The 22,912-nt window shown below is 68.9% G+C and carries 23 protein-coding genes and 3 tRNA genes; 16 read left to right on the top strand and 10 right to left on the bottom strand.

Annotated features, from left to right (window positions below):
• The first annotated feature begins 49 nt into the window (after nt 1-49).
• The gene (locus ISP17_RS11865) at nt 50-631 is read left to right on the top strand and encodes a cysteine dioxygenase family protein (RefSeq protein WP_404633383.1); all 582 of its coding nucleotides are present in this window, start codon (nt 50-52) and stop codon (nt 629-631) included.
• Between the two features lie 25 nt (nt 632-656).
• Nucleotides 657-742, top strand: a tRNA-Leu gene (locus tag ISP17_RS11860).
• Between the two features lie 61 nt (nt 743-803).
• Here the strand turns inward: ISP17_RS11860 and ISP17_RS11855 are convergent.
• Entirely contained in the window at nt 804-1,037 is a 234-nt protein-coding gene (locus ISP17_RS11855; protein WP_404633381.1) for a hypothetical protein, read from the bottom strand.
• A 205-nt stretch (nt 1,038-1,242) separates the two neighbouring features.
• The gene (locus tag ISP17_RS11850) at nt 1,243-3,189 is read right to left on the bottom strand and encodes a formylglycine-generating enzyme family protein (protein WP_404633379.1); all 1,947 of its coding nucleotides are present in this window, start codon (nt 3,187-3,189) and stop codon (nt 1,243-1,245) included.
• Nucleotides 3,190-3,313: 124 nt separating this feature from the next.
• On the opposite strand from ISP17_RS11850, the gene ISP17_RS11845 reads away from it, so the two are divergent.
• The 3 genes from ISP17_RS11845 (at nt 3,314) to ISP17_RS11835 (ending at nt 6,162) form a co-directional block, all read left to right on the top strand.
• Nucleotides 3,314-4,432, top strand: a complete 1,119-nt coding sequence (locus ISP17_RS11845; RefSeq protein ID WP_404633377.1) for a ribonuclease D — start codon at nt 3,314-3,316, stop codon at nt 4,430-4,432.
• A 72-nt stretch (nt 4,433-4,504) separates the two neighbouring features.
• Nucleotides 4,505-4,580: transfer RNA gene (locus ISP17_RS11840), tRNA-Ala, on the top strand.
• Nucleotides 4,581-4,959: 379 nt separating this feature from the next.
• Nucleotides 4,960-6,162, top strand: a complete 1,203-nt coding sequence (locus ISP17_RS11835; RefSeq protein ID WP_404633375.1) for an MFS transporter — start codon at nt 4,960-4,962, stop codon at nt 6,160-6,162.
• 72 nt (nt 6,163-6,234) lie between these two features.
• Here ISP17_RS11835 and ISP17_RS11830 read toward each other — a convergent pair whose 3' ends face one another.
• From ISP17_RS11830 to ISP17_RS11800, 7 genes are all read right to left on the bottom strand, one after another.
• Nucleotides 6,235-6,612, bottom strand: coding sequence for a TraR/DksA family transcriptional regulator (locus tag ISP17_RS11830; RefSeq protein WP_404633373.1), 378 nt, complete (start codon nt 6,610-6,612; stop codon nt 6,235-6,237).
• Nucleotides 6,613-6,735: 123 nt separating this feature from the next.
• Nucleotides 6,736-7,032 (bottom strand): GNAT family N-acetyltransferase, encoded by a 297-nt coding sequence (locus tag ISP17_RS11825; RefSeq protein ID WP_404633371.1) that lies wholly within the window; start codon nt 7,030-7,032, stop codon nt 6,736-6,738.
• A gap of 8 nt (nt 7,033-7,040) precedes the next feature.
• Entirely contained in the window at nt 7,041-7,559 is a 519-nt protein-coding gene (locus ISP17_RS11820) for a Dps family protein (protein ID WP_404633369.1), read from the bottom strand.
• A 189-nt stretch (nt 7,560-7,748) separates the two neighbouring features.
• Nucleotides 7,749-8,651: an alpha/beta hydrolase gene (locus ISP17_RS11815; protein WP_404633367.1), complete on the bottom strand. Its 903-nt coding sequence runs from the start codon at nt 8,649-8,651 to the stop codon at nt 7,749-7,751.
• The gene (locus ISP17_RS11810; RefSeq protein ID WP_404633365.1) at nt 8,651-9,466 is read right to left on the bottom strand and encodes a sterol desaturase family protein; all 816 of its coding nucleotides are present in this window, start codon (nt 9,464-9,466) and stop codon (nt 8,651-8,653) included. Before ISP17_RS11810 ends, ISP17_RS11815 begins: the two co-directional genes overlap by 1 nt.
• Nucleotides 9,466-9,924, bottom strand: coding sequence for an EF-hand domain-containing protein (locus ISP17_RS11805; RefSeq protein WP_404633363.1), 459 nt, complete (start codon nt 9,922-9,924; stop codon nt 9,466-9,468). The genes ISP17_RS11810 and ISP17_RS11805 overlap by 1 nt, the downstream gene beginning before the upstream one ends.
• A 39-nt stretch (nt 9,925-9,963) precedes the next feature.
• Nucleotides 9,964-10,584 carry a hypothetical protein gene (locus tag ISP17_RS11800; protein ID WP_404633361.1) on the bottom strand — a complete coding sequence of 207 codons (621 nt, stop codon included), beginning with the start codon at nt 10,582-10,584 and terminating at the stop codon, nt 9,964-9,966.
• A gap of 203 nt (nt 10,585-10,787) precedes the next feature.
• On the opposite strand from ISP17_RS11800, the gene ompR reads away from it, so the two are divergent.
• The gene (gene ompR / locus ISP17_RS11795; protein WP_404633359.1) at nt 10,788-11,504 is read left to right on the top strand and encodes an osmolarity response regulator transcription factor OmpR; all 717 of its coding nucleotides are present in this window, start codon (nt 10,788-10,790) and stop codon (nt 11,502-11,504) included.
• Nucleotides 11,501-12,802, top strand: a complete 1,302-nt coding sequence (locus ISP17_RS11790; RefSeq protein WP_404633357.1) for an ATP-binding protein — start codon at nt 11,501-11,503, stop codon at nt 12,800-12,802. The genes ompR and ISP17_RS11790 overlap by 4 nt, the downstream gene beginning before the upstream one ends.
• A gap of 126 nt (nt 12,803-12,928) precedes the next feature.
• On the opposite strand, the gene ISP17_RS11785 is transcribed toward ISP17_RS11790, so the two are convergent.
• Nucleotides 12,929-13,005: transfer RNA gene (locus ISP17_RS11785), tRNA-Arg, on the bottom strand.
• A gap of 135 nt (nt 13,006-13,140) precedes the next feature.
• Here ISP17_RS11785 and amaB point away from each other — a divergent pair.
• The 9 genes from amaB to kdpB all read left to right on the top strand — a co-directional run bounded on the left by amaB (nt 13,141) and on the right by kdpB (nt 22,901).
• Complete coding sequence (gene amaB, locus ISP17_RS11780) at nt 13,141-14,676, top strand: L-piperidine-6-carboxylate dehydrogenase (RefSeq protein WP_404633355.1); 1,536 nt, start codon at nt 13,141-13,143, stop codon at nt 14,674-14,676.
• 89 nt (nt 14,677-14,765) lie between these two features.
• On the top strand, nt 14,766-15,053 hold the full coding sequence (locus tag ISP17_RS11775; protein ID WP_404633353.1) for a DUF4190 domain-containing protein: 288 nt from the start codon (nt 14,766-14,768) through the stop codon (nt 15,051-15,053).
• Nucleotides 15,050-15,829 carry an SDR family NAD(P)-dependent oxidoreductase gene (locus ISP17_RS11770; RefSeq protein ID WP_404633351.1) on the top strand — a complete coding sequence of 260 codons (780 nt, stop codon included), beginning with the start codon at nt 15,050-15,052 and terminating at the stop codon, nt 15,827-15,829. The genes ISP17_RS11775 and ISP17_RS11770 overlap by 4 nt, the downstream gene beginning before the upstream one ends.
• Nucleotides 15,830-15,834: 5 nt before the next feature.
• A complete protein-coding gene (locus ISP17_RS11765) occupies nt 15,835-16,602 on the top strand; it encodes a class I SAM-dependent methyltransferase (RefSeq protein ID WP_404633349.1) in 768 nt (255 codons plus the stop codon).
• Between the two features lie 3 nt (nt 16,603-16,605).
• Nucleotides 16,606-17,643 (top strand): quinone-dependent dihydroorotate dehydrogenase, encoded by a 1,038-nt coding sequence (locus tag ISP17_RS11760; RefSeq protein WP_404633347.1) that lies wholly within the window; start codon nt 16,606-16,608, stop codon nt 17,641-17,643.
• 28 nt (nt 17,644-17,671) lie between these two features.
• Nucleotides 17,672-18,697 (top strand): UDP-N-acetylmuramate dehydrogenase, encoded by a 1,026-nt coding sequence (gene murB, locus ISP17_RS11755; protein ID WP_404634296.1) that lies wholly within the window; start codon nt 17,672-17,674, stop codon nt 18,695-18,697.
• A gap of 263 nt (nt 18,698-18,960) precedes the next feature.
• The gene (kdpF, locus tag ISP17_RS11750; RefSeq protein ID WP_404633345.1) at nt 18,961-19,053 is read left to right on the top strand and encodes a K(+)-transporting ATPase subunit F; all 93 of its coding nucleotides are present in this window, start codon (nt 18,961-18,963) and stop codon (nt 19,051-19,053) included.
• Entirely contained in the window at nt 19,050-20,825 is a 1,776-nt protein-coding gene (kdpA, locus tag ISP17_RS11745; protein ID WP_404633343.1) for a potassium-transporting ATPase subunit KdpA, read from the top strand. Before kdpF ends, kdpA begins: the two co-directional genes overlap by 4 nt.
• A 3-nt stretch (nt 20,826-20,828) precedes the next feature.
• Complete coding sequence (gene kdpB, locus ISP17_RS11740; RefSeq protein ID WP_404633341.1) at nt 20,829-22,901, top strand: potassium-transporting ATPase subunit KdpB; 2,073 nt, start codon at nt 20,829-20,831, stop codon at nt 22,899-22,901.
• Nucleotides 22,902-22,912 lie beyond the last annotated feature (11 nt).

Below are 22,912 nucleotides of genomic sequence, written 5' to 3'. Positions count from 1 at the left end.
GGTGGCACGCTGATAAGATGTCGCAGCCCCACGCCGTACCGAGACCGCCATGCTCGCCCAGGAATTCCCCGGCTGCCGCACGTTGATCGACGCGATCGACCATGCCGTCAGCCAACCCTCCACCCACGCCATCACCGACACCCTGCGCAACAGCCTGTGCCGCCTGATCCGCGCCCAGGAGGTGACGCTTCCCGAGTGCGTCTACGAGACCGCTGAAGGCCGCTACGCCCGCCGCGAGCTCTACCGCAGCGAAGAGCACGGCTACTGCGTGGTGGCGATGACCTGGGGCCCCGGCCAGGGCACGCCAATCCACGACCACTGCGGCATGTGGTGTGTCGAGGGGGTGTGGAGTGGTGCACTGGAAGTGGTGCAGTACGAGCGCCTGGCAGAGGAAAATGGCCAGTGGCGCTTCCAGCCGGTCGGTTCGATCCAGGCCGGCCCCGGCTCGGCCGGCAGCCTCATTCCGCCGCACGAATACCACACCATCCGCAATCCCAGCGACGACACCGTCGCCGTGAGCCTGCACATCTACTCCGGCCAGATGACCCACTGCGCGATCTTCCAGCCGGCCGCCGGCGCCCAGTGCTACGAGCGTCACGACCGCCAGCTGGGGCTCGACCCCCTGCATTGAACCCGGCATAATCGCGGCCTGTTTTGCCGGTGTGGCGGAATGGTAGACGCGGCGGACTCAAAATCCGCTGGCAGCGATGTCGTGTAGGTTCGAGTCCTATCACCGGTACCAGACATGAAAAACCCCGCCTTGCGCGGGGTTTTTCGTTTCACGGCAGGGCGCGACGCGCGACTCAGCCGAACAATTCGCTCTCCTCGGCGTCGTGCCAGCTGCCGTCGCACTCCTGCACCTGCACGGGCGGATGATCCAGCCCCCAGGCACGACTGAGCTTGGAGCGCATGGCCACGGCCGCGCGAACGGCATCGGAACGGCTGCCGAAGGTGCCCACGCGGGCGACCTCGCGGCGCACGATCCAGGGCGTGTCGTCGGTGTAGGGGACGAACAGGCGAACCGGTTGCGGATCCATGGCATCTTCCTCGACAGTTCTTGACGGGGCCAAGGGCCGAGTCCTTCCAAACGGGCCGGAAGGATTCTGAAGAAAGCGGTAGCAGGTGGTGCCTTGCACGGCGCGCGCATTCCGCCACGCGCCGGAGTGGTGACGATAGCGCGATTTCCGGCCGCAGATGTAACGCCGCCGAACGTCGGGTCAGAAATCGCTCAGCGTTGCGGGCTCAGAGCGCGCGCGCCACCCGGAAGCCGACCCGCGCGCTGCGCACGGTTGCCTCCACGCCTTGCCGGTAGGCCGAACGATCCTGGTCGGGCGCACTGCCCCACGAACCGCCGCGCACCACGTGGGCGGAGCAACCGGGGTTGATCCAGGCGCTGCCGTCGCGCGGCGCGCGCAGGTAGCTGTCGTGCCAGCAATCGGCCACCCACTCGGAGACGTTGCCGTTGATGTCGTACAGGCCAAACGGGTTGGCGACGAAGCTCATCACGGGCGCCGGCCCCCAGTAGGCATCGCGGTAGCCGCGAAAGGCGTTGCTCCAGCGCCGGCCGTTGCGCGAGCGATCCAACGCGCCGGTGAGGTTTTCCACGCGCTTGTCCGGCGCGCCGTCGCCCCACCAGTAGCGGGTGGTGGTACCGGCGCGCAGCGCATATTCGAACTCGGCCTCGCTGGGCAGGCGGTAGGCCTTGCCGGTGCGCTTGCTCAGCCATTCCACGTAGGCCTTGGCGTCGTTCCACGAGACATTGACCACCGGCAGGTTGTCGTCGGCCGGATGGCCGGCGTAGTCGTCCTCCCAGGTGGCACGGCCATCGTCGCGCAGGGCACCGCTGCGTTCGTCATAGACGCTGGACCCGCCCATCGTCACCGAATCGGGCCGGTAGCCACTGGCACGCACGAAATCGCGGAACTGGCCCACGGTGACCTCGGTGCGGGCGACGGCCACGCCCAGGGCGAGCGTCACGGTATGGCGCGGGATCTCGGTGTCGTTGCGGTCGGCCTCGTCGTCAACGGCACCCATCTGGAAGCTGCCGGTCGGGATCACCACCATCGCCGGCGCCTTGCCGGGAAGGTCGACGAAGCTGTCGGTGAACACCTGGCCGGGGTGATAGCTCGCGTAAAGGCGGGCGTTCACCAGCCGCTCGCGGAAGTCGTCCAGGCCCGGCAGGTCCGGCCGCGTGTCACGCGCCTGCCCGGCAAGCTTTTCGGCCAGCGACAGGTTGCCGGCATCCAGCGCCGAGCGCGCCTGCGCCAGCAGCCCGCCGGCCCGCTGGTCGCGCATGCCTTCCACGCGCGTACTCACGTCGCGCATCGCCAGCGAATTGGCCTGGATCGCCTGGGCCTCGGCCAGCGCCTTGTCCGCCCCTGCGAAATCGTTCTGCGCGACCGCCGCCAGTGCCCGGTCCAGCACGGCGCGCTGCACCTGCAGCAGGCCCTGCTGGGCCACCGCGTTCTGCGGATCGAGCACCAGCACTTGCCGGTAGATCGCCAGCGCATTGCCGCCGTCGGGCTGATCGACCTTGCCCTGGTCCAGCAATGCCGCCGCCTGCGCCAGCATCGGGCGCACCTTGACCAGCGTGTCGAGGCTGGCCTGCAGGGTCTTCACATCGTCGGCGGCACCGGGCAGCGAGCGCAGCGTGGCGATCAGCTCCCTGGCCGAGTCGGCGTCACCCACCGCGATGTCCTGCCCGATCGCGGCGACCAGCCGCGCGCGCGATTCGTACAGGCCTTCCAGCGCGCGCCGGCTGTCCGGCTTGAGCTTGAGCGCCTGTTGGTAGAGCGCGGCGGCGCTGTCATTGGCCCCAGCCACCTCGCCGGCATGCAGCGCCTTGTCGGCGCGCACCAGCAGGGCAACCACCTCGGGCGGGTCCTCGCCCTTCTGCTGCGGCATGTCGGGATTGCGATGCACTGTGCGTGCCGCGATCACCGCCGCCGGCGCCAAGGTCAACGGCGGACCTGCGTCGATCTCGCCGGGGTCGACCAGTGACGTCGCGCTGGACGCCGCGCGTGCCGGCGCAGCCACCCCAAGCGTCATCGAGCGACGCGGTGCCACATCCTCTGGATTGACGTGGAACACCCGCGGAAAGAAGTGATAGGTGAGCGCGAACGCCAGCACAAGCACGCCAAGGGCACCGCCGAGGGCGCGCTGTCGGGCGACGGTCGTGCTGCTGGGCATCTTGGGGCGTCCTCGTGGGGCCTGTTATCGTGCCACGCCCACCGTGGGCAATCGACCTCCCATCGAGTCGACTGGCCCGCACGCCGCCTCTGCGGCAACGCCCCGCTCTTGAAGGAACCGCTGCATGTCCCTGCCCGCCCTGCCCAACGACGCCGAATGGATCGACCACCGCGACGCGCTCGACCGCTGGCTGGCTGAACTTCCGGCCGGCGCGATCGTTGGGATGGACACCGAGTTCATGCGCCGCAATACCTTCTACCCGCAGCTCGCCCTGCTGCAGCTCGGCTGGCAGGGCCGCTACGCGCTGGTCGATCCGCTGGCGTTCGACCTCGGCGACGCGCTGCATCCCTCGCTGCATGCAGGCGAGGCAGTAACCGTGATGCACAGCGCCGGCGAAGATCTGGAAACCCTCGCGCCGCTGCTCCCCGGCGGCCCGCGTACCCTGTTCGACACGCAGATCGCCGCGGCCTTCGTCGGCATGGGCCTGGGCGTGAGTTATCGCGCACTGGTCGCCGAACTGTGTGGCGTGGACCTGGACAAGGGCGAGACCCGCTCGGACTGGCTGCAGCGCCCGCTCACCGACTCCCAGCGCCTGTACGCCACGCTGGACGTGGTCTACATGAGTTCCATCCACGCCCAATTGAGCGAACGCCTGCACCAGCGCGACCGCAGCGCCTGGCACGCCGAGGACTGCGAACGGCTCAAGCACCGCGCCGGTGCCCGCGAAGGCGAGACGCAGCCGCAGCGAGCGATGCGCGGCGCCGCCGAGTGGACTCGTCCGCAGCAGGCGTTGCTACGCCGCCTGCTGCTGTGGCGCGACCGCACCGCCCGCTCGCTCGATCGCCCACGCCCCTGGCTGCTGGAGGACGCCCTGATGATGAGCCTGGCGCAGCACCCGCCCGGCACGCTGGCGGAACTGGACCAGCGCAGCCGCGGCCAGCGTGCGCTGCGCTCGCCGCAGCGCGCCGAGCTGTTCGAGCTGCTGCGCCTGCCGATGGACGAGGTCGAGATCGCCGCCACCGCGACCATTCCGAGCCATCCGCAGGGCGAGGCGAAGAAGGCGCTGGCCGCGATGAAAGACGCTGTGGACGCCCTCGCCACCGAGCTGGACCTGCCCAGCGGTCTGCTCTGCCCGCGCAAGGTGCTGGAGGAATACGTGGTCACCGCAGAGTGGCCCGAGTTCCTCGACGGCTGGCGCCACGGCGTGCTGCACGACCGTCTGCCAGGCCTGTTGCCCGGCTGAGCGAACAGCCAAAACCGGCATGGCGGGGTCTTGGCGAGCTCCGGATGCGCTGCTACCATGCGCAGCTCATGTGGGGCCATAGCTCAGCTGGGAGAGCGCGTCGTTCGCAATGACGAGGTCGGGAGTTCGATCCTCCCTGGCTCCACCAAATTTCCGGTTCGGCGCCATCCCCTTCCTGGGGACATGCCGAAATCCACCGAAACCCCCGAAGCCTCTGCTGTCGGGGGTTTTTCTTTGGCGGGCCGCATCCGCTTCGGCCCGGATGCTTCTGCAGCCTGCGGGCGCCACGTCGCATCAGAGTTTCGGGCGCGGATTTCCGCCTTCTTCCATTGGGAGACCACCGCTCGAGAGAGGCCTCGGCACCTTGGTCGCAGGCTGTCTCCATTGCGCACGCCTTTTCCAGACATCGCCCATGCGCGGGGGGAATGATGGGCTTGCGTGAGGCCGCTCCTGGCAACTGCACGCAATCCCCTGCGACGCACTCTCCTCGTGGCGACCGGCGCCACTTCCCACAGGCATATCGCACCATGAACGCATCGACTTCCACTGCCCGCCCGACTCTGGGGCGCAGCACGCTGTTCGCCATGGCATTGGCCTGCGGGACGGCCGTGGCCAATATCTATTACAACCAGCCGATGCTCGGGATGATGGAAAAGAGCTTCCCGCACAGCCCCGCGGTGGAGCTGGTGCCGACGCTGACCCAGGTCGGCTACGCGCTCGGCCTGCTGCTGTTGCTGCCGCTGGGCGACTTGCTGGAACGCCGCCGGACCATCGTCGCGCAGTTCCTGGCGGTGGCCGCGGCCTCGGTGCTGGCGGCGCTGTCGCCCGGCATGGCCGGCATCCTGGCTGCCTCGATCCTGATCGGCGGCGCCTCTACCGTCGCGCAGCAGATTGTCCCGTTCGTGGCGATCCTCGCGGCGCCGGAAAGGCGTGGTCAGGCGTTCGGCCTGGTAATGAGCGGTCTGCTCACCGGCATTCTTTTCAGCCGCACGCTGGCGGGTTTCGTCGCTACCTGGTTCAGCTGGCGCGCCATGTTCTGGGTCGCCGCACCGATCGCCCTGCTCAGCGCCGGGTTGATGGCGGTGTGCCTGCCGCAGCACCGCCCGGCGCACAGAGTGCGTTACGGTGAGCTGCTGCTCTCGATCGGCCGCCTGTGGCGGCATGAGCCCGTACTGCGCCGCGCCGGCTTCACCCAGGCGATGCTGTTCGCGGCCTTCACCGCGTTCTGGACCATCCTGGCGCTGCGCCTGCAACAGCCCGCGTTCCATCTTGGTGCCGACGTGGCCGGGCTGTTCGGCATCATCGGCGCGGTCGGTGTGGTGATGGCGCCCCTGGCAGGACGCGCCGCCGACAAGCGCGGGCCCTACCTGGTGATCGGCCTGGGCGCCATGACCACCTTGCTGGCGTGGCTCGTGTTCGGCCTGTGGACCACGTTGGCCGGCATGGTGGTGGGCGTGGTACTGCTCGACTTCGGCGTGCAGATCGCGCTGGTCTCGCACCAGCATCTGATCTACGGCCTGCACCCGGAACACAAAAGCCGTCTCAACGCAGTGTTCATGACCACCATGTTCCTGGGCGGATCACTCGGCTCGATCGGTGCGGCCACCGCGTGGCGACATGGCGGCTGGACCGCCGTGAGCGTGTTCGGTGGAGTCGCCGCGCTGATCGCGCTGGGTAGCCAGCTCCGCGCCCATCGACTGCAGCACCTGCCGGCGCCGGCGGCACCATGATCACTTGGCATCCGATGCGAAGGCGGGATGCCGTCGCTCGGCCAGCGCGCACGTGCGCTGAATGGCTAGGGCTCAGGTAACGTCGCGCTCACTCGGGCTGTCCAGTGCCTCGGGCAGCGCTTCCAGCCGCGCGCGCGCAATCGGCTCGCCGCTGATGTCCGACAGGCCATAGGTCCCCTGGGCGATCTTCTCCAGCGCCCGCCTGATCGCCTTCAGACGTTCGATATTGCGACGATAGGTCGCCTCGTCGTTCTCCTGCATCGCCATCGTCTCGGCGCTGTCCGCGCTGTCCCGCACCTCGTCGATGGATTCGTCCTGCAATCGCCGTTCGTCGCTGCCGGCAGCGTCCGCCTCGGCGACGAGCCGGTCGCGCAATGCCTCCAGGCGCGCCTTCTGACGGGCAAGGAATGCAGCGTCGAGCCCCGTTGTGCTCTCTGACGGCTGGGACATGGGAATACTCCAAGAATAGAAAGTTGTGGGCCCAATCGGCCGCGGATTGGCACGCGGTGGCTCGACGCCCCTCAACGGCCAGACGACAGCGATGATCGATGTGACTCGGGGAGCGGGCCGTCGTCAGGAAGCGACCAGCGCGCACCCTTCCGGCGAGAGCAGGTCATCGTCATCACGGTGCTGCTTCATGTAGGCGAGAAAGAACGGGCAGCGCGGCGTGACCCGCAGGCCGCGCTGCCGCGCGGAGGCCAAGGCGGCGCGGATCAGTGCCGTGGCGACGCCTTTCCCCCGCATCGCCTCGGGCACGATGGTGTGGGTGAAGGTGATGGTGTCGCCGGCCAGGGCATAGGCGGCAAAGGCCACGTTGTCGCCCTCGATCGCCTCGAAACGCGTTCGCGCAGGGTTGTCCTGTATCTGCATGCGGGCGTTCAGCCATTGCGCCCGGATTCGAACAGGAACCACACGCGCCGCTCCGCCTCGTCGATCCAGTTTTCCAGCAGGCTGGCGGTGGCCACGTCGTGGTACTCATCGCACAGTGCATGGGTGGAGCGCATGTAGTCAGCCAGGCGCATGTTGTCCTCGCGCAGTTCCGCCAGCATGTCCTCCGGCGTGACGAATTCCGCGTCGTTGTCCGGGATGCGCTGCAGCCGGGCCACATGGCCGACCGAACGCAGCGTGGTGCCGCCCAGCTTGCGCACGCGCTCGGCGATGTCGTCGGTGGTGGCGAAAATCTGTTCGCCCTGCTCATCCAGCAGCAGGTGACGGTCGCGGAAGTACGGGCCGGACATGTGCCAGTGGAAATTCTTGGTCTTCAGGTAGACCGCGAACACGTCGGCCAGCAACGCGTTGAGCCCTGCCGAGATGTCGTGCCGCGCCGCCTCACCCAGGCTCGAAGGCGTACGCATGTCGGCTGCACGCATGGCCTTGGCGGACTCGATGTCTTTCATCACATTCTCCTCGGATGATGCAAAGCGCGTGCATGTCCCGCCGGGGGCAAGGACCTGCGCTGACGATGGCCAGCGAGCAGCGTCGCTGCCCGCACTGATGGGAACCGGTGGGAGGCTAGGCGACCGGCGGCATCCCGGATTGCACAATCGGGCGCATTTGCCTGGGCGGAGAGGGAACGCTGCGCGAGATCAGCGCCACGCCGACTGGACGAAGGCATCGACCTGCCGGGTGTAATCCGAATCCAGGCCGAGGTTCTTGTTGATCTCGCCGTGCGACAGATCCTCCTCCAGCACGCGGGCGCGGCCGCCCAGCGACTGCACCTTGTCGACGAAGGCATGCGCCTGCGGGCAGGAGTCGCGGCGGCGGCTTGAGCACACCGCCAGCACCGGTGCCGGCGCGGCCACGAGGTGCTGATACGGCGACGCGGCAAGCCAGTCCGCCGGGTTGGCGCCGAATGCCTGGTCGTACAGCGGAAGGTGCGGGCCGCGCATGGTCTGCACCACGTCCAGGCAGGCGCTGTCCAGCGAGACGGTGCCGCGCCACGGGCGCGCGCCCTGCTCCCGCGCCAGCTCGGGCCGTGCCGCCAGCAGCGCGACCAGGTGCGCACCGGCGGAGTGCCCCATCAGTAGGAAGCGGTCCGGGTCGGCGCCCCACGTGGCGGCGCGCCGCTGCGCCAGCGCCAGCGCGCGCGCCACGTCGCGGGCCTGCTCCAGCGGCGGCGTGTCGGGCAGCATGCGGTAGTCCACCGAGATCACCACCACCCCGCGCGGCACCCAGTAAGCCACCTTGTTTGCCACCACGCCGGGCATAGCCTTGTCGCCACGGCGCCAGCCGCCGCCGTGCACCATCAGGATGACCGGCGCGTCGTGGGCCCGGGCCGGCGCGTACACGTCGAGGCGTTGCCGCGGATCGCTGCCGTAGGCCACGTCGCGCACCACGCGCGTGCCGGCGGGAAGCGGCGCCTCGACGCCGGATTCCGCCTGGCGCTCACGCCAGCGTTCCGCCCACCCGCCGCGCGATTGGGCAAGCGCGCCGCCGGCCATCAGCAACAGGCACGCGCCAAGCCACCACGTCTTCATGTTGCGATTCATCACGGTCTCCCCAAGGCGATCTTCAAGGCACCGCCGACGCTGCCGGTGGCGCGCATGTCCATGATCAGCTGCCGCCACGGCCGGAACACCAGACGCAGCGGATTGAACGTGCCCAGCGGGCGGGCCAGGCCGTAACGCACCGGATCGTCCGCGCGTTCGGTGCGCAGCGTACCGAACAGACGGTCGAACACGATCAGCACGCCGCCGTAGTTGCAGTCCAGGTACGCCGCGTTCGAACCGTGATGCACGCGGTGATGTGCCGGCGTGTTGAACACCCACTCCAGCGGACCCAGCCTGCCCACAGCTTCCGTGTGCAGGAAAAACTGGTAGTGCAGGTTGAATGCCAGCAGCGCGAATACCATGCGCGGGTCGAAGCCGACTAGCACCAGCGGCAGGTAGCCAAGCCAGCCCAGCGACAGCAGGTGGGTCCAGCCGAGCCGGATCGCACTGAGCAGGGTCATTTGCTCCGGCGTGTGGTGCACCGCGTGGGTCGCCCACATCCAGCGCATGGTGTGGCTGGCGCGATGGACGAGGTAATACGCCAGCTCCACCGCGAGGAAGGCCACCAGCCACACGCGCCCGTCCCGCATCGACCAGTGCACGGGAGCCACCCACGCCAGCGCCACGAACAGGCCGCCGAGCACACTGGCCGACAGCACCCCGACCACCGCGTGGCCGAGCCCCACCGCCAGCGAGGCCAGTGCACCGCGGCCGTCGTAGCCCAGCCGCGCGAAGCGGCGGCGCCAGAGCCATTCACCCAGCACCGCCAGCAGCATCAGCGCAAACAACCCGGGCGATCGTGCGAGCCGTTCCATCAGCGCGCTCCGCGCTGGCCGGCCACCGCATGCAGACGAGCGGCGAGCTGCTGCATCTCGGCCTGTTCCACGGTACCGCTGTGGTCGGTGTCCGCAAGGGCGAACAGGCGCTCCCCGGTCTGGTCGAACTCGGCACGGGTGATGCGGCCGTCGCCATCCAGATCGGCGCTGCGCTGCATGGCGTGCACTTTCGCCAGCATGGCGCTGCTGGACCTCACGAAGCGCGGCAGGTCCTCATCGGAAATCACGCCATCGCCGTTGCGGTCGGCCCTGGCGAAGCGATCGGCGCGGCTGGTGTCGAATTCCGCCCGGGTGATCCGGCCATCGTGATTGGCGTCGGCCTGGGCAAAGCGCTCGGCGGGGTCCGCCCTGCCGCCCTGCGCGCGCGCGGCCGGCACCAGGACGACGCAACCGGCCAGCAGGCCACAAAGGAAGATAAAAGGAAAACTGGAACGCATGTCTTGCTCCTCAGGATCGGTGACCTCGGCGCGCGCTGCTCAGCGACCGCAGGCGATGACGTTGCCGGCGGCATCGGTGCAACTGCCGCTGTGCGTGACGCCTTCACCCTTGGTGTAGATGGTCTGACCGCTGTAGCTGGCCCCGGCCGCATTGGTGGCCGAGGTGGTGTGTTCGGTGACGCCGCCGGCCGTACTGGTGCTGGCGCTGTAGCTGCCGCGCGGGCCACTGGCGCTGGTCTGCGCGTTGCCGCTGACGCTGCCGTCGGCGCCGCGCGTGTAGGCTCCGCGGGTATTCACCGTGCCACCGGCCGCCGTGGTGCCCGCGCCGTTGTGCCCGCGACTGGCGGAACCGTCGGCGTTGCGGGTGTAGCCGTTGGCGCCCTGGTAGCTGCCGCCGTTGGCGCCCTGCACCGAGCGGCCGGCCCGGTGTTCCACACTGCCGTCGGCTCCGGTGGCGGTGTAGCCGCCGCGCCGCACCGAGCCGCGGGGGCCGGCAGCCGTCGTCCCGCGCACGTGGGTCCATCCCCCCTGGCCGTTGGCGAATGTGCCGTTGACACGGGCGCGACCGGCACGCTGCGCCATGGTGGGCGTCGCCAACGCGAGCGTGGTGGCACAGGCCAGCGCGAGTGAGACGATGCGGAAGTTCGGAGACATGCTCATGGTGCACTCCTGCGTGGGGTGAAAGGGATGCCGCACGCGGTGGCGTCGGCAGACCGACTGTCGCGCCGCCGCGGGTTGCCAGGTATGTCCGATTGCGCCGGCTTGTGAGCGGATGTTGCCCGCCCGGCCGTCAGAAACATTTGCTTGCAAAGGCATCGCAACGGCGCTTGTGGGCGCCCCCGCACGCACGGGATAGTCACGCCATGGACTCGCCCCACATCCTCGTCGTCGACGACGACCTGCGCCTGCGCGACCTGCTGGAGCGCTATCTCGATCAGCAGGGCTTCCGCGTGCGCGGCGCCGGCAACGCGGCCGGCCTGCGCCGCGAGCTGGCCGGCCATCACGTCGACCTGATCGTGCTGGACCTGATGCTGCCCGACGCCGACGGCCTGCAGCTGTGCCGCAGCCTGCGCGCCGAAGGCGTGCAGACGCCGATCATCATGCTTACTGCCAAGGGTGACGACGTCGACCGCATCGTGGGGCTGGAGATCGGCGCGGACGATTATCTCGGCAAGCCCTGCAATCCGCGCGAGCTGGTGGCGCGCATCCGCGCCGTGCTGCGGCGGCAGCCGCGCGCGGTGGCCGGAGCACCGCAGACCGATCTCGCCGCCGTGCGCTTCGGCCGCTTCAGCTTCGATCCCGCCACTCGCCAGCTGCTCGACGAGGGTGCGCCGGTCAAGCTCACCAGCGGCGAGTTCGCCGTGCTGGCGGCGCTGGTGGCGCATCCATTCGAGACTCTGAGCCGCGAGCGGCTGATCGCGCTGGCGCGCGGCCGCGAGCACGATGCATTCGACCGCAGCATCGACGTGATGGTGTCGCGCCTGCGTCGCTGCATCGAGGACGACCCGCGCCAGCCGCGCTGGCTGCAGACGGTATGGGGTGTGGGATACGTGTTCGTGCCGCATGGAGAGCCAGCATGAAGCGCGCGCCCACCACCTTCGCCCTGGTGCTGGCACTGCTGCTGGCGGCGCTGGTGACCGCGCTGACGCTGGCCGGCACGCTCTCCACGCGCGCCGGCCTGCGCGCGGCGGGTGACTCCTACGGTCGGCTGGTAGTGGCCACGGTTACCGCCGTCGATGCGCTGTCGGCACGCGACGATGCCGAAGCCCGCGCTGCGCTGGCAACCCTCGAACGCAACGGCGTTCGCCTCACCTCGGACGCGCCACTGGTTGAGCAGCAACGTGTCGCGCCGATGGCAGCGCAGGTCGGTCGCGCTGTGGGCGACATGCTCGGCGATCCCTCGCGAGTGCGCGTGGTCCAGCAGGCCGAAGCACAAATCTGGGTTCGCAGCGCCGCTCGACCAGATCGCTGGATCGTGATGCAGGCAGTGAGTTACCGCCGCCAGTTCATCCGCTCGATGCTGGCGCTGATGCTGTTCGCCGGGCTGGTGGCCTTTGCGGTGGCCACCCTGGCCGCGCGACTGCTGACCCGCCCGCTGGAACGGCTCGCCGCGCATGCCCCCGCCCTGCTCGGCGGGCAGCCGATCCAGCAGCATTTGCGCGGCAGTCCGCGCGAAGTGCGCGACCTCGCCGATGCGTTGGGTGCGGCCGGCGACACGCTGCGCCAGAGCGCGCGCGAACGCGAGCTGATGCTGGCCGGCATCTCGCATGACCTGCGCACGCCGCTGGCGCGACTGCGGCTGGCGCTGGAGCTGGGCGACGCTGGCGATCCGAACCGCCGCGACGCCATGGTCACCGACCTGGAAGAACTCGACAGCGCGCTCGCCCAGTGCCTGGCCTACGTGCGCGACGGCAGCGACGAAGCCCTGCGCGAGATCGACCTCGCCACCCTGCTCGTGCAGCTGATGGCCCTGCGCGCCCAGCCGGACGACTGGCGCTACGAGGGCCCCGACAGCGTGCGGCTGCGCGGCCGGCCCAGCCTGCTGCGCCGCGCGCTGGGCAACCTGATGGACAACGCCGAGCGCTACGGCGCCGCCCCGTTCCGGGTGACGGTGCAGCGCCACGACGACGGCGCGCACGTGAGCGTGCAGGATCATGGCCCGGGCGTGCCCGACGCCCTGCTGACCCAGCTCGGACGCCCGTTCCTGCGCGGCGACCCGGCGCGCGGCGGCGCCGCCGGCACCGGCCTGGGCCTGAGCATCGTCAAGCGCGCGGCCGAGGTCTCCGGCGGCCGCCTCCAGCTTGAGAACCGACCCGGCGGCGGTTTCGTCGCCACGCTGGTGTTGCCAGTCGGCACGGCGGCCGCCACGCCCGCCTGAGCCGAGCGCTCACCCCGGACGCGCGATCTTCCCGGCGCATGACAATGCGCCCAAGGCAGCGTTGTGGCTCGCCCGCAGCGGCCGCAAGCAAAAAGGCCGGCAATGCCGGCCTTATTGACTGGAAAATGGTGCCCTCGAGACGATTCGAACGTCCGACCTGCCCCTTAGGAGGGGGCCGCTCTATCCAGCTGAGCTACGAGGGCAGCAGCGGGATTTTGGCATGGATGAACGCTCCGCGGCGACGCCCCGGGGTCGGCCTGTGGGGACCGGCCTGCTAGACTTGCGGTTTTCACCGCGGCACCACATCTCGTCGCGAAGACCCGTTCCAAGGAGCATGCATGTCCCACGAAATCCTCAAGGCGCTTGGCCTGTCCGCCGAGCAGTCTGGCACGTATCTCGGCCAGGGCGAATGGTCCCGGACCACTGACGCGGGCACGCTGCGCCCGGTCAATCCGGCCACCGGCGAGGTGATCGCGGCGGTGCATGCCTCCAGCCAAGCCGACTACGAGACCATCGTCCAGCGCGCACAGGCCGCCTTCAAGGTATGGCGCACCACCCCGGCACCGCGTCGCGGCGAAGCCGTGCGCCTGTGCGGCGAGGCGCTGCGCAAGCACAAGGACGCCCTCGGTTCGCTGGTCGCTCTGGAGATGGGCAAGATCAAGCCCGAGGGCGACGGCGAGGTGCAGGAGATGATCGACATCGCCGATTTCGCGGTAGGCCAGAGCCGCATGCTCTACGGCTACACCATGCACTCGGAGCGCCCCGGCCACCGCATGTACGAGCAGTACCAGCCGCTGGGCCTGGTCGGCATCATCAGCGCGTTCAATTTCCCGGTCGCGGTGTGGGCGTGGAACGCCATGCTGGCCGCCATCGCCGGCGACATCTGCATCTGGAAGCCCTCGCCGAAGGTGCCGCTGTCGGCCGTCGCCACGATGAAGATCTGCAACGACGCGCTGCGCGATGCCGGCTTCCCGGACCTGTTCTTCCTGTTCAACGACGCCGGCACCGACCTCTCGCAGGCCTTCGTCGACGACAAGCGCATCCCGCTGATCAGCTTCACCGGCTCGACCAAGGTCGGCCGCATGGTCGGCGAGCGCGTGGCGCACCGCATGGGCCGCTCGCTGCTGGAGCTGGGCGGCAACAACGCGATCATCCTGGATGAGAGCGCCGACCTGAAGCTGGCGATCCCGGGCATCGTGTTCGGTGCGGTCGGCACTGCCGGCCAGCGCTGCACCACCACCCGCCGCCTGTTCGTGCACACCTCGATCTACGACACCGTGCTCGAGACCCTGGTCAAGGCGTACAAGCAGGTCGAGGGCAAGATCGGCGATCCCACGCTGGCCACCACGCTGATGGGTCCGCTGAACAGCCCGGAGAGCGTGAAGGCCTACCTGGCTGCCGTCGAGAAGGCCAAGGCCTCCGGCGGCACCGTCGCCACCGGCGGCGCCGCGCTGACCGACCGCAAGGGCAACTTCGTGCTGCCGACCATTGTCACGGGCCTGAAGAACTCCGACGAGGTGGTGCAGTCGGAGACCTTCGCGCCGATCCTCTACGTGATGCCGTTCGACAGCATCGATGAGGCGATCGAGATGCAGAACGACGTGCCGCAGGGCCTGTCCTCGGCGATCTTCACGCAGAACCTGAAGGTGGCCGAGCAGTTCCTGTCGGCGGCGGGCAGCGACTGTGGCATCGCCAACGTCAACATCGGCACCTCCGGCGCCGAGATCGGCGGCGCCTTCGGCGGCGAGAAGGAAACCGGCGGCGGTCGCGAGTCCGGCTCGGATGCGTGGAAGGTCTACATGCGCCGCCAGACCAACACCATCAACTACTCCGATTCGCTGCCGCTGGCCCAGGGCATCAAGTTCGACCTGTAAGCAAGCCTGCAAGGGTACGCGGGCCCCGGCTCGCGTACCCTTGCGGTGGCACCGCCACCCTTCCCGCCTGCTTCCCGGGGGTTTCCGAGATGAGCACGACGTCCGCCCCTCGCACCACCTGCACCCTGGCCGTGGTCAGCCTGTGCTTCGGCATCGCCGCCTGGACCGTATTTCCCTTCTTCGGCGCGATCGTCGCCGTGATCTGCGGCCACCTGGCACGCCGGGAAATCCGCCAGACCCTCTCCGAGCCGCTCGACGGCGACGGCTTTGCGATCACCGGGTTGGTTCTCGGATACGCCCAGCTGATCCTGAGCGTGCTCGGCATGCTGGCGTTCTGGGCAGTCCTTCTCGGCCTGATCCATCTCGCCTGGACATGATCGATCCCGACACCCCGGACATCCCCTTCCGCCTCGACGGCTACCGCGTGGTGGTCGCCGGCGGCAGCCGCGGCATCGGCCGCAGCATGGCGCTGGCGTTCGCGCAGGCCGGGGCGGGCGTGTCCGTATGTGCCCGCGGCGAATCGGCGCTGGCCGAGGTCGCGCAGGCGATCCGGGCGCAGGGCGTGGTGACCCATACGCAGTCCTGCGACCTGGCCGATGGGGCCGCCATCGACGACTACATCGCCGCCGCCGCCCGCGCCCTGGGCGGCATCGACGTGCTGGTGAACAACGCCACCGGCTACGGATTCGCCGAGGACGACGAGGGCTGGACCGCCAATTTCCGAGTCGACCTGATGGCCGCCGTGCGTGCCTCGCGGGTCGCCCTGCCGCACCTCAGGCGCAGCGGCCGCGCCAGCATCCTGCACACCAGTTCGATCGCCGCGCTGCGCCCGCGGGCCAGCGGCGCACCGTACGCCGCGATCAAGGCCGCGCTGAGCCACTACACGAGCTCGCAGGCACTGGCACTGGCGCCGGACCGCATCCGCGTGAACGCAATCGCGCCCGGCTCGATCAGCTTCCCCGACGGCCTGTGGGAACGTCGCCGGGCCGAGGAGCCCGCCCTGCACACGGCGACGCTGGCAAAGATCCCGTTCGGCCGTTTTGGCACGCCCGAGGAAGTGGCCCACGTGGCGCTGTTCCTCGCCTCGCCCTGGGCCGGATGGATCACCGGCCAGACCCTCGCCGTGGACGGCGGCCAGATGCTCACCGGCTGAATCCCATGTCCGATCTGCGCAGCACCGAACGCTTCAGCGACCGCGTCGCCGATTACGTGCGCTATCGCCCCGACTACCCCGTGGCGCTGGTCGACTGGTTGCGTCGCGAGCATGGCGTGGACGCGTCGTGGGACGTCGCCGACGTCGGCGCCGGCACCGGTATCTCGGCGAAGCTCTTTCTCGACGCGGGCCATCGCGTCACCGCCGTGGAGCCCAATGCGCCGATGCGCGCCGCGTCCGAGCAGTGGCTAGGCGAGAACCCGAATTTCCGCGCGGTGGATGGTCGCGCCGATGCCACCACCCTGCCTGATGCCAGCGTCGCGCTGATCGTGGTAGCGCAGGCTTTCCATTGGTTCGATGAGGTAGCCACACGGCGCGAGTTCGCGCGCATCCTGCGGCCGGGCGGGCTGGCGGCGATCGTCTGGAACACGCGCCATCTCGGTGGCACGCCGTTTCTCGAAGGCTATGAATCGCTCCTGCAGTGCTACGGCACCGACTACACCAGCGTCGCCGAGCGCTACGCCGACGAGCCGCGCATGCGCGCCTGGTTCGGCAACGGCTTTCGCGGCACGGCCAGCTTCGATCACGGCCAGCAGCTGGACTTCGACGCGCTGAAAGGCCGCCTGATGTCCTCCTCCTACGCGCCTGCGCCCGGCCATCCGAAGCACGCCCCGATGCTCGCTGCCCTGCGTACGCTGTTCGACGCCACCGCGGTGGACGGCCGCATCGACTTCACCTACGACACCCGCGCCTACGTGGGCCACCTGAGCTGACGCATGTATTCCTATCTCCGCCCCCTGCTGTTCGCGCTGGATCCGGAAACGGCCCACGGCGCCACGCTGTATGCGCTTGACGTGGCCCATCGCAGCGAGCTGCTGCGCTTTGTCGCCAAGCCACCGGCGGAGTTGCCGGTGGACGCGTTCGGACTGCGCTTCCCCAATCCGGTCGGCCTCGCCGCCGGGCTGGACAAGAACGCCGATCACCTCGATGCGCTCGGCGCCCTGGGCTTCGGCTTCGTCGAGGTGGGCACCACCACGCCGCGACCGCAGCCGGGCAACGACAAACCGCGCATGTTCCGGCTGAAGGAGCACGAGGCGATCATCAACCGGCTCGGCTTCAACAACGCCGGCGTCGATGCGCTGGTGCGCAACGCGGAAAAGTCGAGCTTTGCCGGCGTGCTCGGCATCAACATCGGCAAGAACAAGGACACGCCGAACGAGAAGGCGGTCGACGACTACCTGTTCTGCCTGGAGCGCGTCTACGCACGCGCCAGCTACGTCACCGTGAACATCTCTTCGCCCAACACCCAGGGCCTGCGCGACCTGCAGGAGGAGGAGACGCTGCGCCGGTTCATCGGCACCCTGCGTGAGGCGCAGGAGCGGCTGGGCGCGCAGCACGGTGTGCGCAAGCCGATGCTGCTGAAGATCGCACCGGACCTCACCGAACCCGAACTCGACGCCATCGCTGAGGTTCTGCTTGCCAGCGGCGTAGACGGCGTGATCTGCACCAACACCACCATCGACCACAGCGCCGTGGCCAGCGATCCGCAGTCGCGCGAAGCCGGCGGCCTGTCCGGTCGCCCGCTGATGGCGCTCGCCACCGCCGTGCAGCGCGGCATGGCCGAGCGGCTCAAGGGCAAGGTCGGCATCGTCGGCGTGGGCGGCATCCTGGAAGGCGACGATGCGGTGACCAAGCTCGACGCCGGCGCCACGCTGGTGCAGATCTATTCCGGGCTGATCTATCGCGGCCCGGCACTGATCGCCGAGTGCGTCGAGGAAATCCGTCGCCAGCGCGGAGCGCACGATGCCCGCTGACCACACCCTGCCCGCCCAGCGCATCGACATGGGCGGCTACGCGCTGATCGAGAACGCACCGCTGGCCCATCGCAACACGCTGCGCGTGGCGGCGAAGGCGCACCTGCTGGCGGAGATCCGCGACGCCAGCAAGCTGCCCGAGCTGCTCGCCTTTCCTGCCGTGAAGAGCGGCCCGGTGCTGGTGCTGGGCGAAGGCAGCAACGTGCTGTTCGCCGGCGATTATCCCGGCACCGTGCTGGCGATGGCCACGCAGGGCGTGCAGGTGGAGTCCGAGGGCGACACGGCGCGCGTCGCCGTGGCCGCGGGCGAGCGCTGGGACGACTTCGTGCGCTGGACGCTGGGCCAAGGCCTGGCCGGCCTGGAAAACCTGATCCTGATTCCCGGCACCGTGGGCGCCGCCCCCATCCAGAACATCGGCGCCTACGGCACCGAGGTGGCCGAGTTTATCGAGAGCGTGGAGGCGTGGGATACCCACTCGCACCAGGTGGTGACGCTCGATCACGCCGCCTGCGCGTTCGGCTATCGCGACTCGTTGTTCAAGCGCGAACCGGGCCGCTACATCGTCACCGCGGTGCGCTTCGTGCTGCCGCGCATGCACGATCTCCGGCTCGACTACGCCGGCATCCGCGAGGAACTCGAGCGCATGGGCGTGGCCAAACCGGCGCCGTTCCACGTGGCCGAGGCGGTGGTGCACCTGCGCACGCGCAAGCTGCCGGACCCGGCGGTGATCGGCAATGCCGGCAGCTTCTTCAAGAACCCGATCGTCGAGGCCGCCACCGGCGAGGCGCTCCAGCGCGGGCATCCCGGACTGGTCGCCTGGCCGGGCCGTGACGGTCGCTGGAAGCTTTCGGCCGCCTGGCTGATCGAGGCCGCCGGCCTCAAGGGTTATCGCGAAGGCGATGCCGGCATCTCGCATCGCCACGCGCTGGTGCTGGTCAACCACGGCCACGCCACCGGCCCCGAGCTGTGGGCGCTGGCGCAGCAGGTGATTGCACGCGTGCGCGACACTTTCGGGGTAACGCTGGAACCCGAGCCGGTGATCGTCGGCGGCTGAGCCGCCGTTGCCGGGTCGCGATCCGGGCCGCCGCCAAATTTTTACGCGATCTATATGGGGTAGCGCATTCGCGCTACCCCTTTGTTATGGGCCGGTTCCTAGAGTGCGCGCCATCGCACTGACGGAGTCATCCCCTTGGACATTCCCTACCTCTTGCTGGCTGTCGTGCTCATAGCCCTGACAGCTGGCCTCGTGCGCCTCTGCGACCGGCTCGGCCGGCGCTGAGCCGTGCCGCCCCCGCGATCTTTCCGACGGAATTCGCCATGACCTTCATCTACGCGCTGGCCGCTGCGATCGCAGTGGCCCTCACGGGCTACCTCTGCGTGGCCCTGCTCAAGCCGGAGTGGTTCGAATGACCACCAACGACTATCTCCAGATCGCCCTGTTCCTGGCGGCGCTGCTCTTGCTGGTGAAACCCCTGGGAAGTTACATGGCGAACGTATTTTCCGATTCGCCCAATCGCGTCACGCGCCTGGGCGCCGGCGTGGAACGCGTGCTTTACCGAGTCTGCGGCATCCATCCCGAGGAGGACATGGGCTGGAAGCAGTACGCGTGGGCGATGCTGGTCTTCAATGTGCTCGGCCTGCTGGCGGTGTACGCCCTGCAGCGCCTGCAGCTGTGGCTGCCGCTGAATCCGCAGCACCTGGCCGCGGTGTCGCCGGACTCGGCGATGAACACCGCCATCAGCTTCGCCACCAATACCAACTGGCAGGGCTATGGCGGCGAGTCGACCATGAGCTACCTGACCCAGATGCTGGGCCTGGCGGTGCAGAACTTCCTCTCCGCCGCCACCGGCATCGCGGTGCTGATCGCGGTGATCCGCGGCTTTGTGCGCAGAAGCGCCAGTGGCCTGGGCAACTTCTGGGTCGACCTCACACGCAGCACGCTCTACGTGCTGGTGCCGCTGTCGCTACTGCTGAGCCTGGTGCTGGTGTCGCAGGGCGTGGTGCAGAACTTCAAGCCCTACGTCGAGGTGCCGGTGCTGCGGACCACGCACTACACCGAGACGACCAAGGACGCCGCCGGCCACGCCACCACGCGCGAGGTGCCGGTGACCACGCAGACCCTGCCGATGGGTCCGGCCGCCTCGCAGATCGCAATCAAGCAGCTGGGCACCAACGGCGGCGGCTTCTTCAACGTGAACTCCGCGCACCCGTTCGAGAATCCCACGCCGCTGAGCAACTTCTTCGAGATGCTGGCGATCCTGCTGATTCCGGCTGCGCTCTGCTACACCTTCGGCAAGATGGTCGGCGACCGTCGCCAGGGCTGGGCACTGCTGGCGGCAATGCTGGTGATCTTCGTGCCGCTGCTGCTGGTATGCACGGGCGCCGAACAGGCAGGCAACCCGTTGCTGCACGGCCTGGGCGTGGACCAGCACGCGTCGGCGCTGCAGGCCGGCGGCAACATGGAAGGCAAGGAAACGCGCTTCGGCATCGTCAATTCGACGATCTGGGCCACCGCCACCACCGCCGCCTCGAACGGTTCGGTCAATGCCATGCATGACTCGTTCACGCCGATCGGCGGGCTGGTGCCGATGTGGCTGATCCAGCTCGGCGAAGTGATCTTCGGCGGTGTCGGTTCGGGGCTGTACGGCATGCTCGCGTTCGCCGTGGTGGCGGTGTTCATCGCCGGCCTGATGGTGGGCCGCACGCCCGAATACCTCGGCAAGAAGATCGAGGCGCACGAGATGAAGATGGCCTCGATCGCGGTGCTGATTCCCTGCGCGCTGGTGGTGATCGGCACCGCCATCGCGGTGATGGTGCCCGCCGGGTTCGGCAGTGTGGCCAACCCTGGTGCGCACGGCTTCAGCGAGATGCTCTACGCCGTCAGCTCGGCCTCGAACAACAACGGCAGCGCGTTCGGTGGACTGTCGGCCAACACGCCGTTCTGGAACGTCCTGCTGGGCATCTGCATGTTCCTGGCCCGCTATCCGCTGATCGTGGCGATGCTCGCCATGGCCGGCTCGCTGGCCGCCAAGCGCAGCGTGCCGCCGTCGGCCGGCACGCTGCCCACCCACACGCCGCTGTTCGTCACGCTGCTGGCCTGCGTGGTGATCGTGATCGGCGCACTCACCTTCCTGCCGGCGCTGGCCCTGGGGCCGATCGTCGAATCTCTGCTGGGACGCTGATCCATGACTTCGCACACGCATGCGACGAGCCAGTTCAACCGTGAGCTGGTGCTGGCTGCCGTCGCCGATTCCTTCCGCAAGCTCTCGCCGCGGCTGCAGTTCCGCAACCCGGTGATGTTCGTGGTGTTCCTGTGCAGCCTGCTCACGACAGGGCTGTGGGTGCAGGCGCTGACGGGCCACGGCGAGGCGCCGACCGCGTTCATCTTCTGGGTCAGCCTGTGGCTGTGGTTCACCCTGCTGTTCGCCAACTTCGCCGAGGCGCTGGCCGAGGGCCGCGGCAAGGCCCAGGCCGATGCGCTGCGCAGCTCGCGCAAGGATGTGCTGGCCAAGAAGCTGGCCGCTCCGAGGCGCGATGCGGCGGTGACCCTGATGTCCTCGGCCGACCTGCGCGCCGGCGACGTGGTGCTGGTGCAGGCGGGCGACATCCTGCCCGGCGACGGCGAGGCCATCGTGGGCGCCGCCAGCGTCAACGAGAGCGCGATCACCGGCGAATCCGCACCGGTGATCCGCGAGGCGGGCGGCGATCGCAGTGCCGTCACCGGCGGCACCCAGCTGCTGTCGGACTGGCTGGTGGTGCGCATCACCCGCAACCCGGGCGAGACCTTCCTCGACCGCATGATCGCGATGGTCGAAGGCGCGGCGCGGCGCAAGACGCCAAACGAGATCGCGCTGACCATCCTGCTGGCGAAGTTCACGCTGATCTTCCTGCTCGCCTGCGCCACGCTGCTGCCGTACTCGATCTACAGCGTGCAGGCCACCGGCAGCGGCAGTCCGATCACGCTCACCGTGCTGATCGCACTGCTGGTGTGCCTGATCCCCACCACCATCGGCGCACTGCTGTCGGCGATCGGCATCGCCGGCATGGACCGGATGATCCGCGCCAACGTAATCGCCACCTCGGGCCGGGCGGTGGAAGCGGCCGGTGACGTCGACGTGCTGCTGCTGGACAAGACCGGCACCATCACGCTGGGCAACCGCCAGGCGGTGGCCTTCCTGCCGGCACCGGGCATCGATGAGCGCGTGCTGGCCGAGTCGGCACAGCTTGCCTCGCTGGCCGACGAGACTCCCGAAGGCCGCAGCGTAGTGATGCTGGCGCGCGAGCGACACGGCCTGGAGGCGCACACGCCAGCCGAGGGCGCCGCCGAGTTCGTTCCCTTCACCGCGCAGACCCGCATGAGCGGCGTCGACATCGATGGCCGGCGCATCCGCAAGGGCGCGCTCGATGCGGTGGAGCGTCACCTGACCGCCCAGGGCAGCCAGTTGCCACCGGCGGTCAAGCGCATCGCCGAGGAGATCGCCCGCCGCGGCGCCACCCCGCTGATCGTCACCGACGGCGCCCTCGCGCTGGGCGTGATCGAACTGAAGGACATCGTGAAGGGCGGCATCAAGGAGCGCTTCGCCGAGATGCGCGCGATGGGCATCAAGACCATCATGATCACCGGCGACAACCCGCTCACTGCCGCGGCCATCGCCGCCGAGGCCGGCGTGGACGACTTCCTCGCCGAAGCCACGCCGGAAGCCAAGCTCGGCCTGATCCGCGAGATCCAGTCGGAAAACCGCCTTGTAGCGATGTGCGGCGACGGCACCAACGACGCCCCGGCGCTGGCCCAGGCCGACGTGGCGGTGGCGATGAACACCGGCACGCAGGCGGCCAAGGAAGCCGGCAACATGGTCGACCTGGACTCCAATCCGACCAAGCTGATCGAGGTGGTGGAGATCGGCAAGCAAATGCTGATCACCCGCGGCGCGCTGACCACGTTCTCCATCGCCAACGACATCGCCAAGTACTTCGCGATCATCCCGGCCGCGTTCGCCACCACCTACCCGGCGCTCAACGCGCTCAACGTGATGCACCTGGCCACGCCGCAGAGCGCGATCCTGTCGGCGGTGATCTTCAACGCGCTGATCATCATTTTCCTGATCCCGCTCGCGCTCAAGGGCGTGAAGTACCGCGCCCTGGGCGCCGGCGCGCTGCTGCGTCGCAACCTGCTGGTGTACGGCCTGGGCGGCATCGCGGTGCCGTTCCTCGGCATCAAGCTGATCGACCTGCTGCTGGTGGCGTTCGGCCTGGCCTGAGCCGCCACTTC

Source organism: Dyella ginsengisoli (assembly GCF_044904665.1).
Classification (GTDB): Bacteria; Pseudomonadota; Gammaproteobacteria; order Xanthomonadales; family Rhodanobacteraceae; genus Dyella_A; species Dyella_A ginsengisoli.
This window is presented reverse-complemented; position numbering and strand designations above follow the sequence as displayed.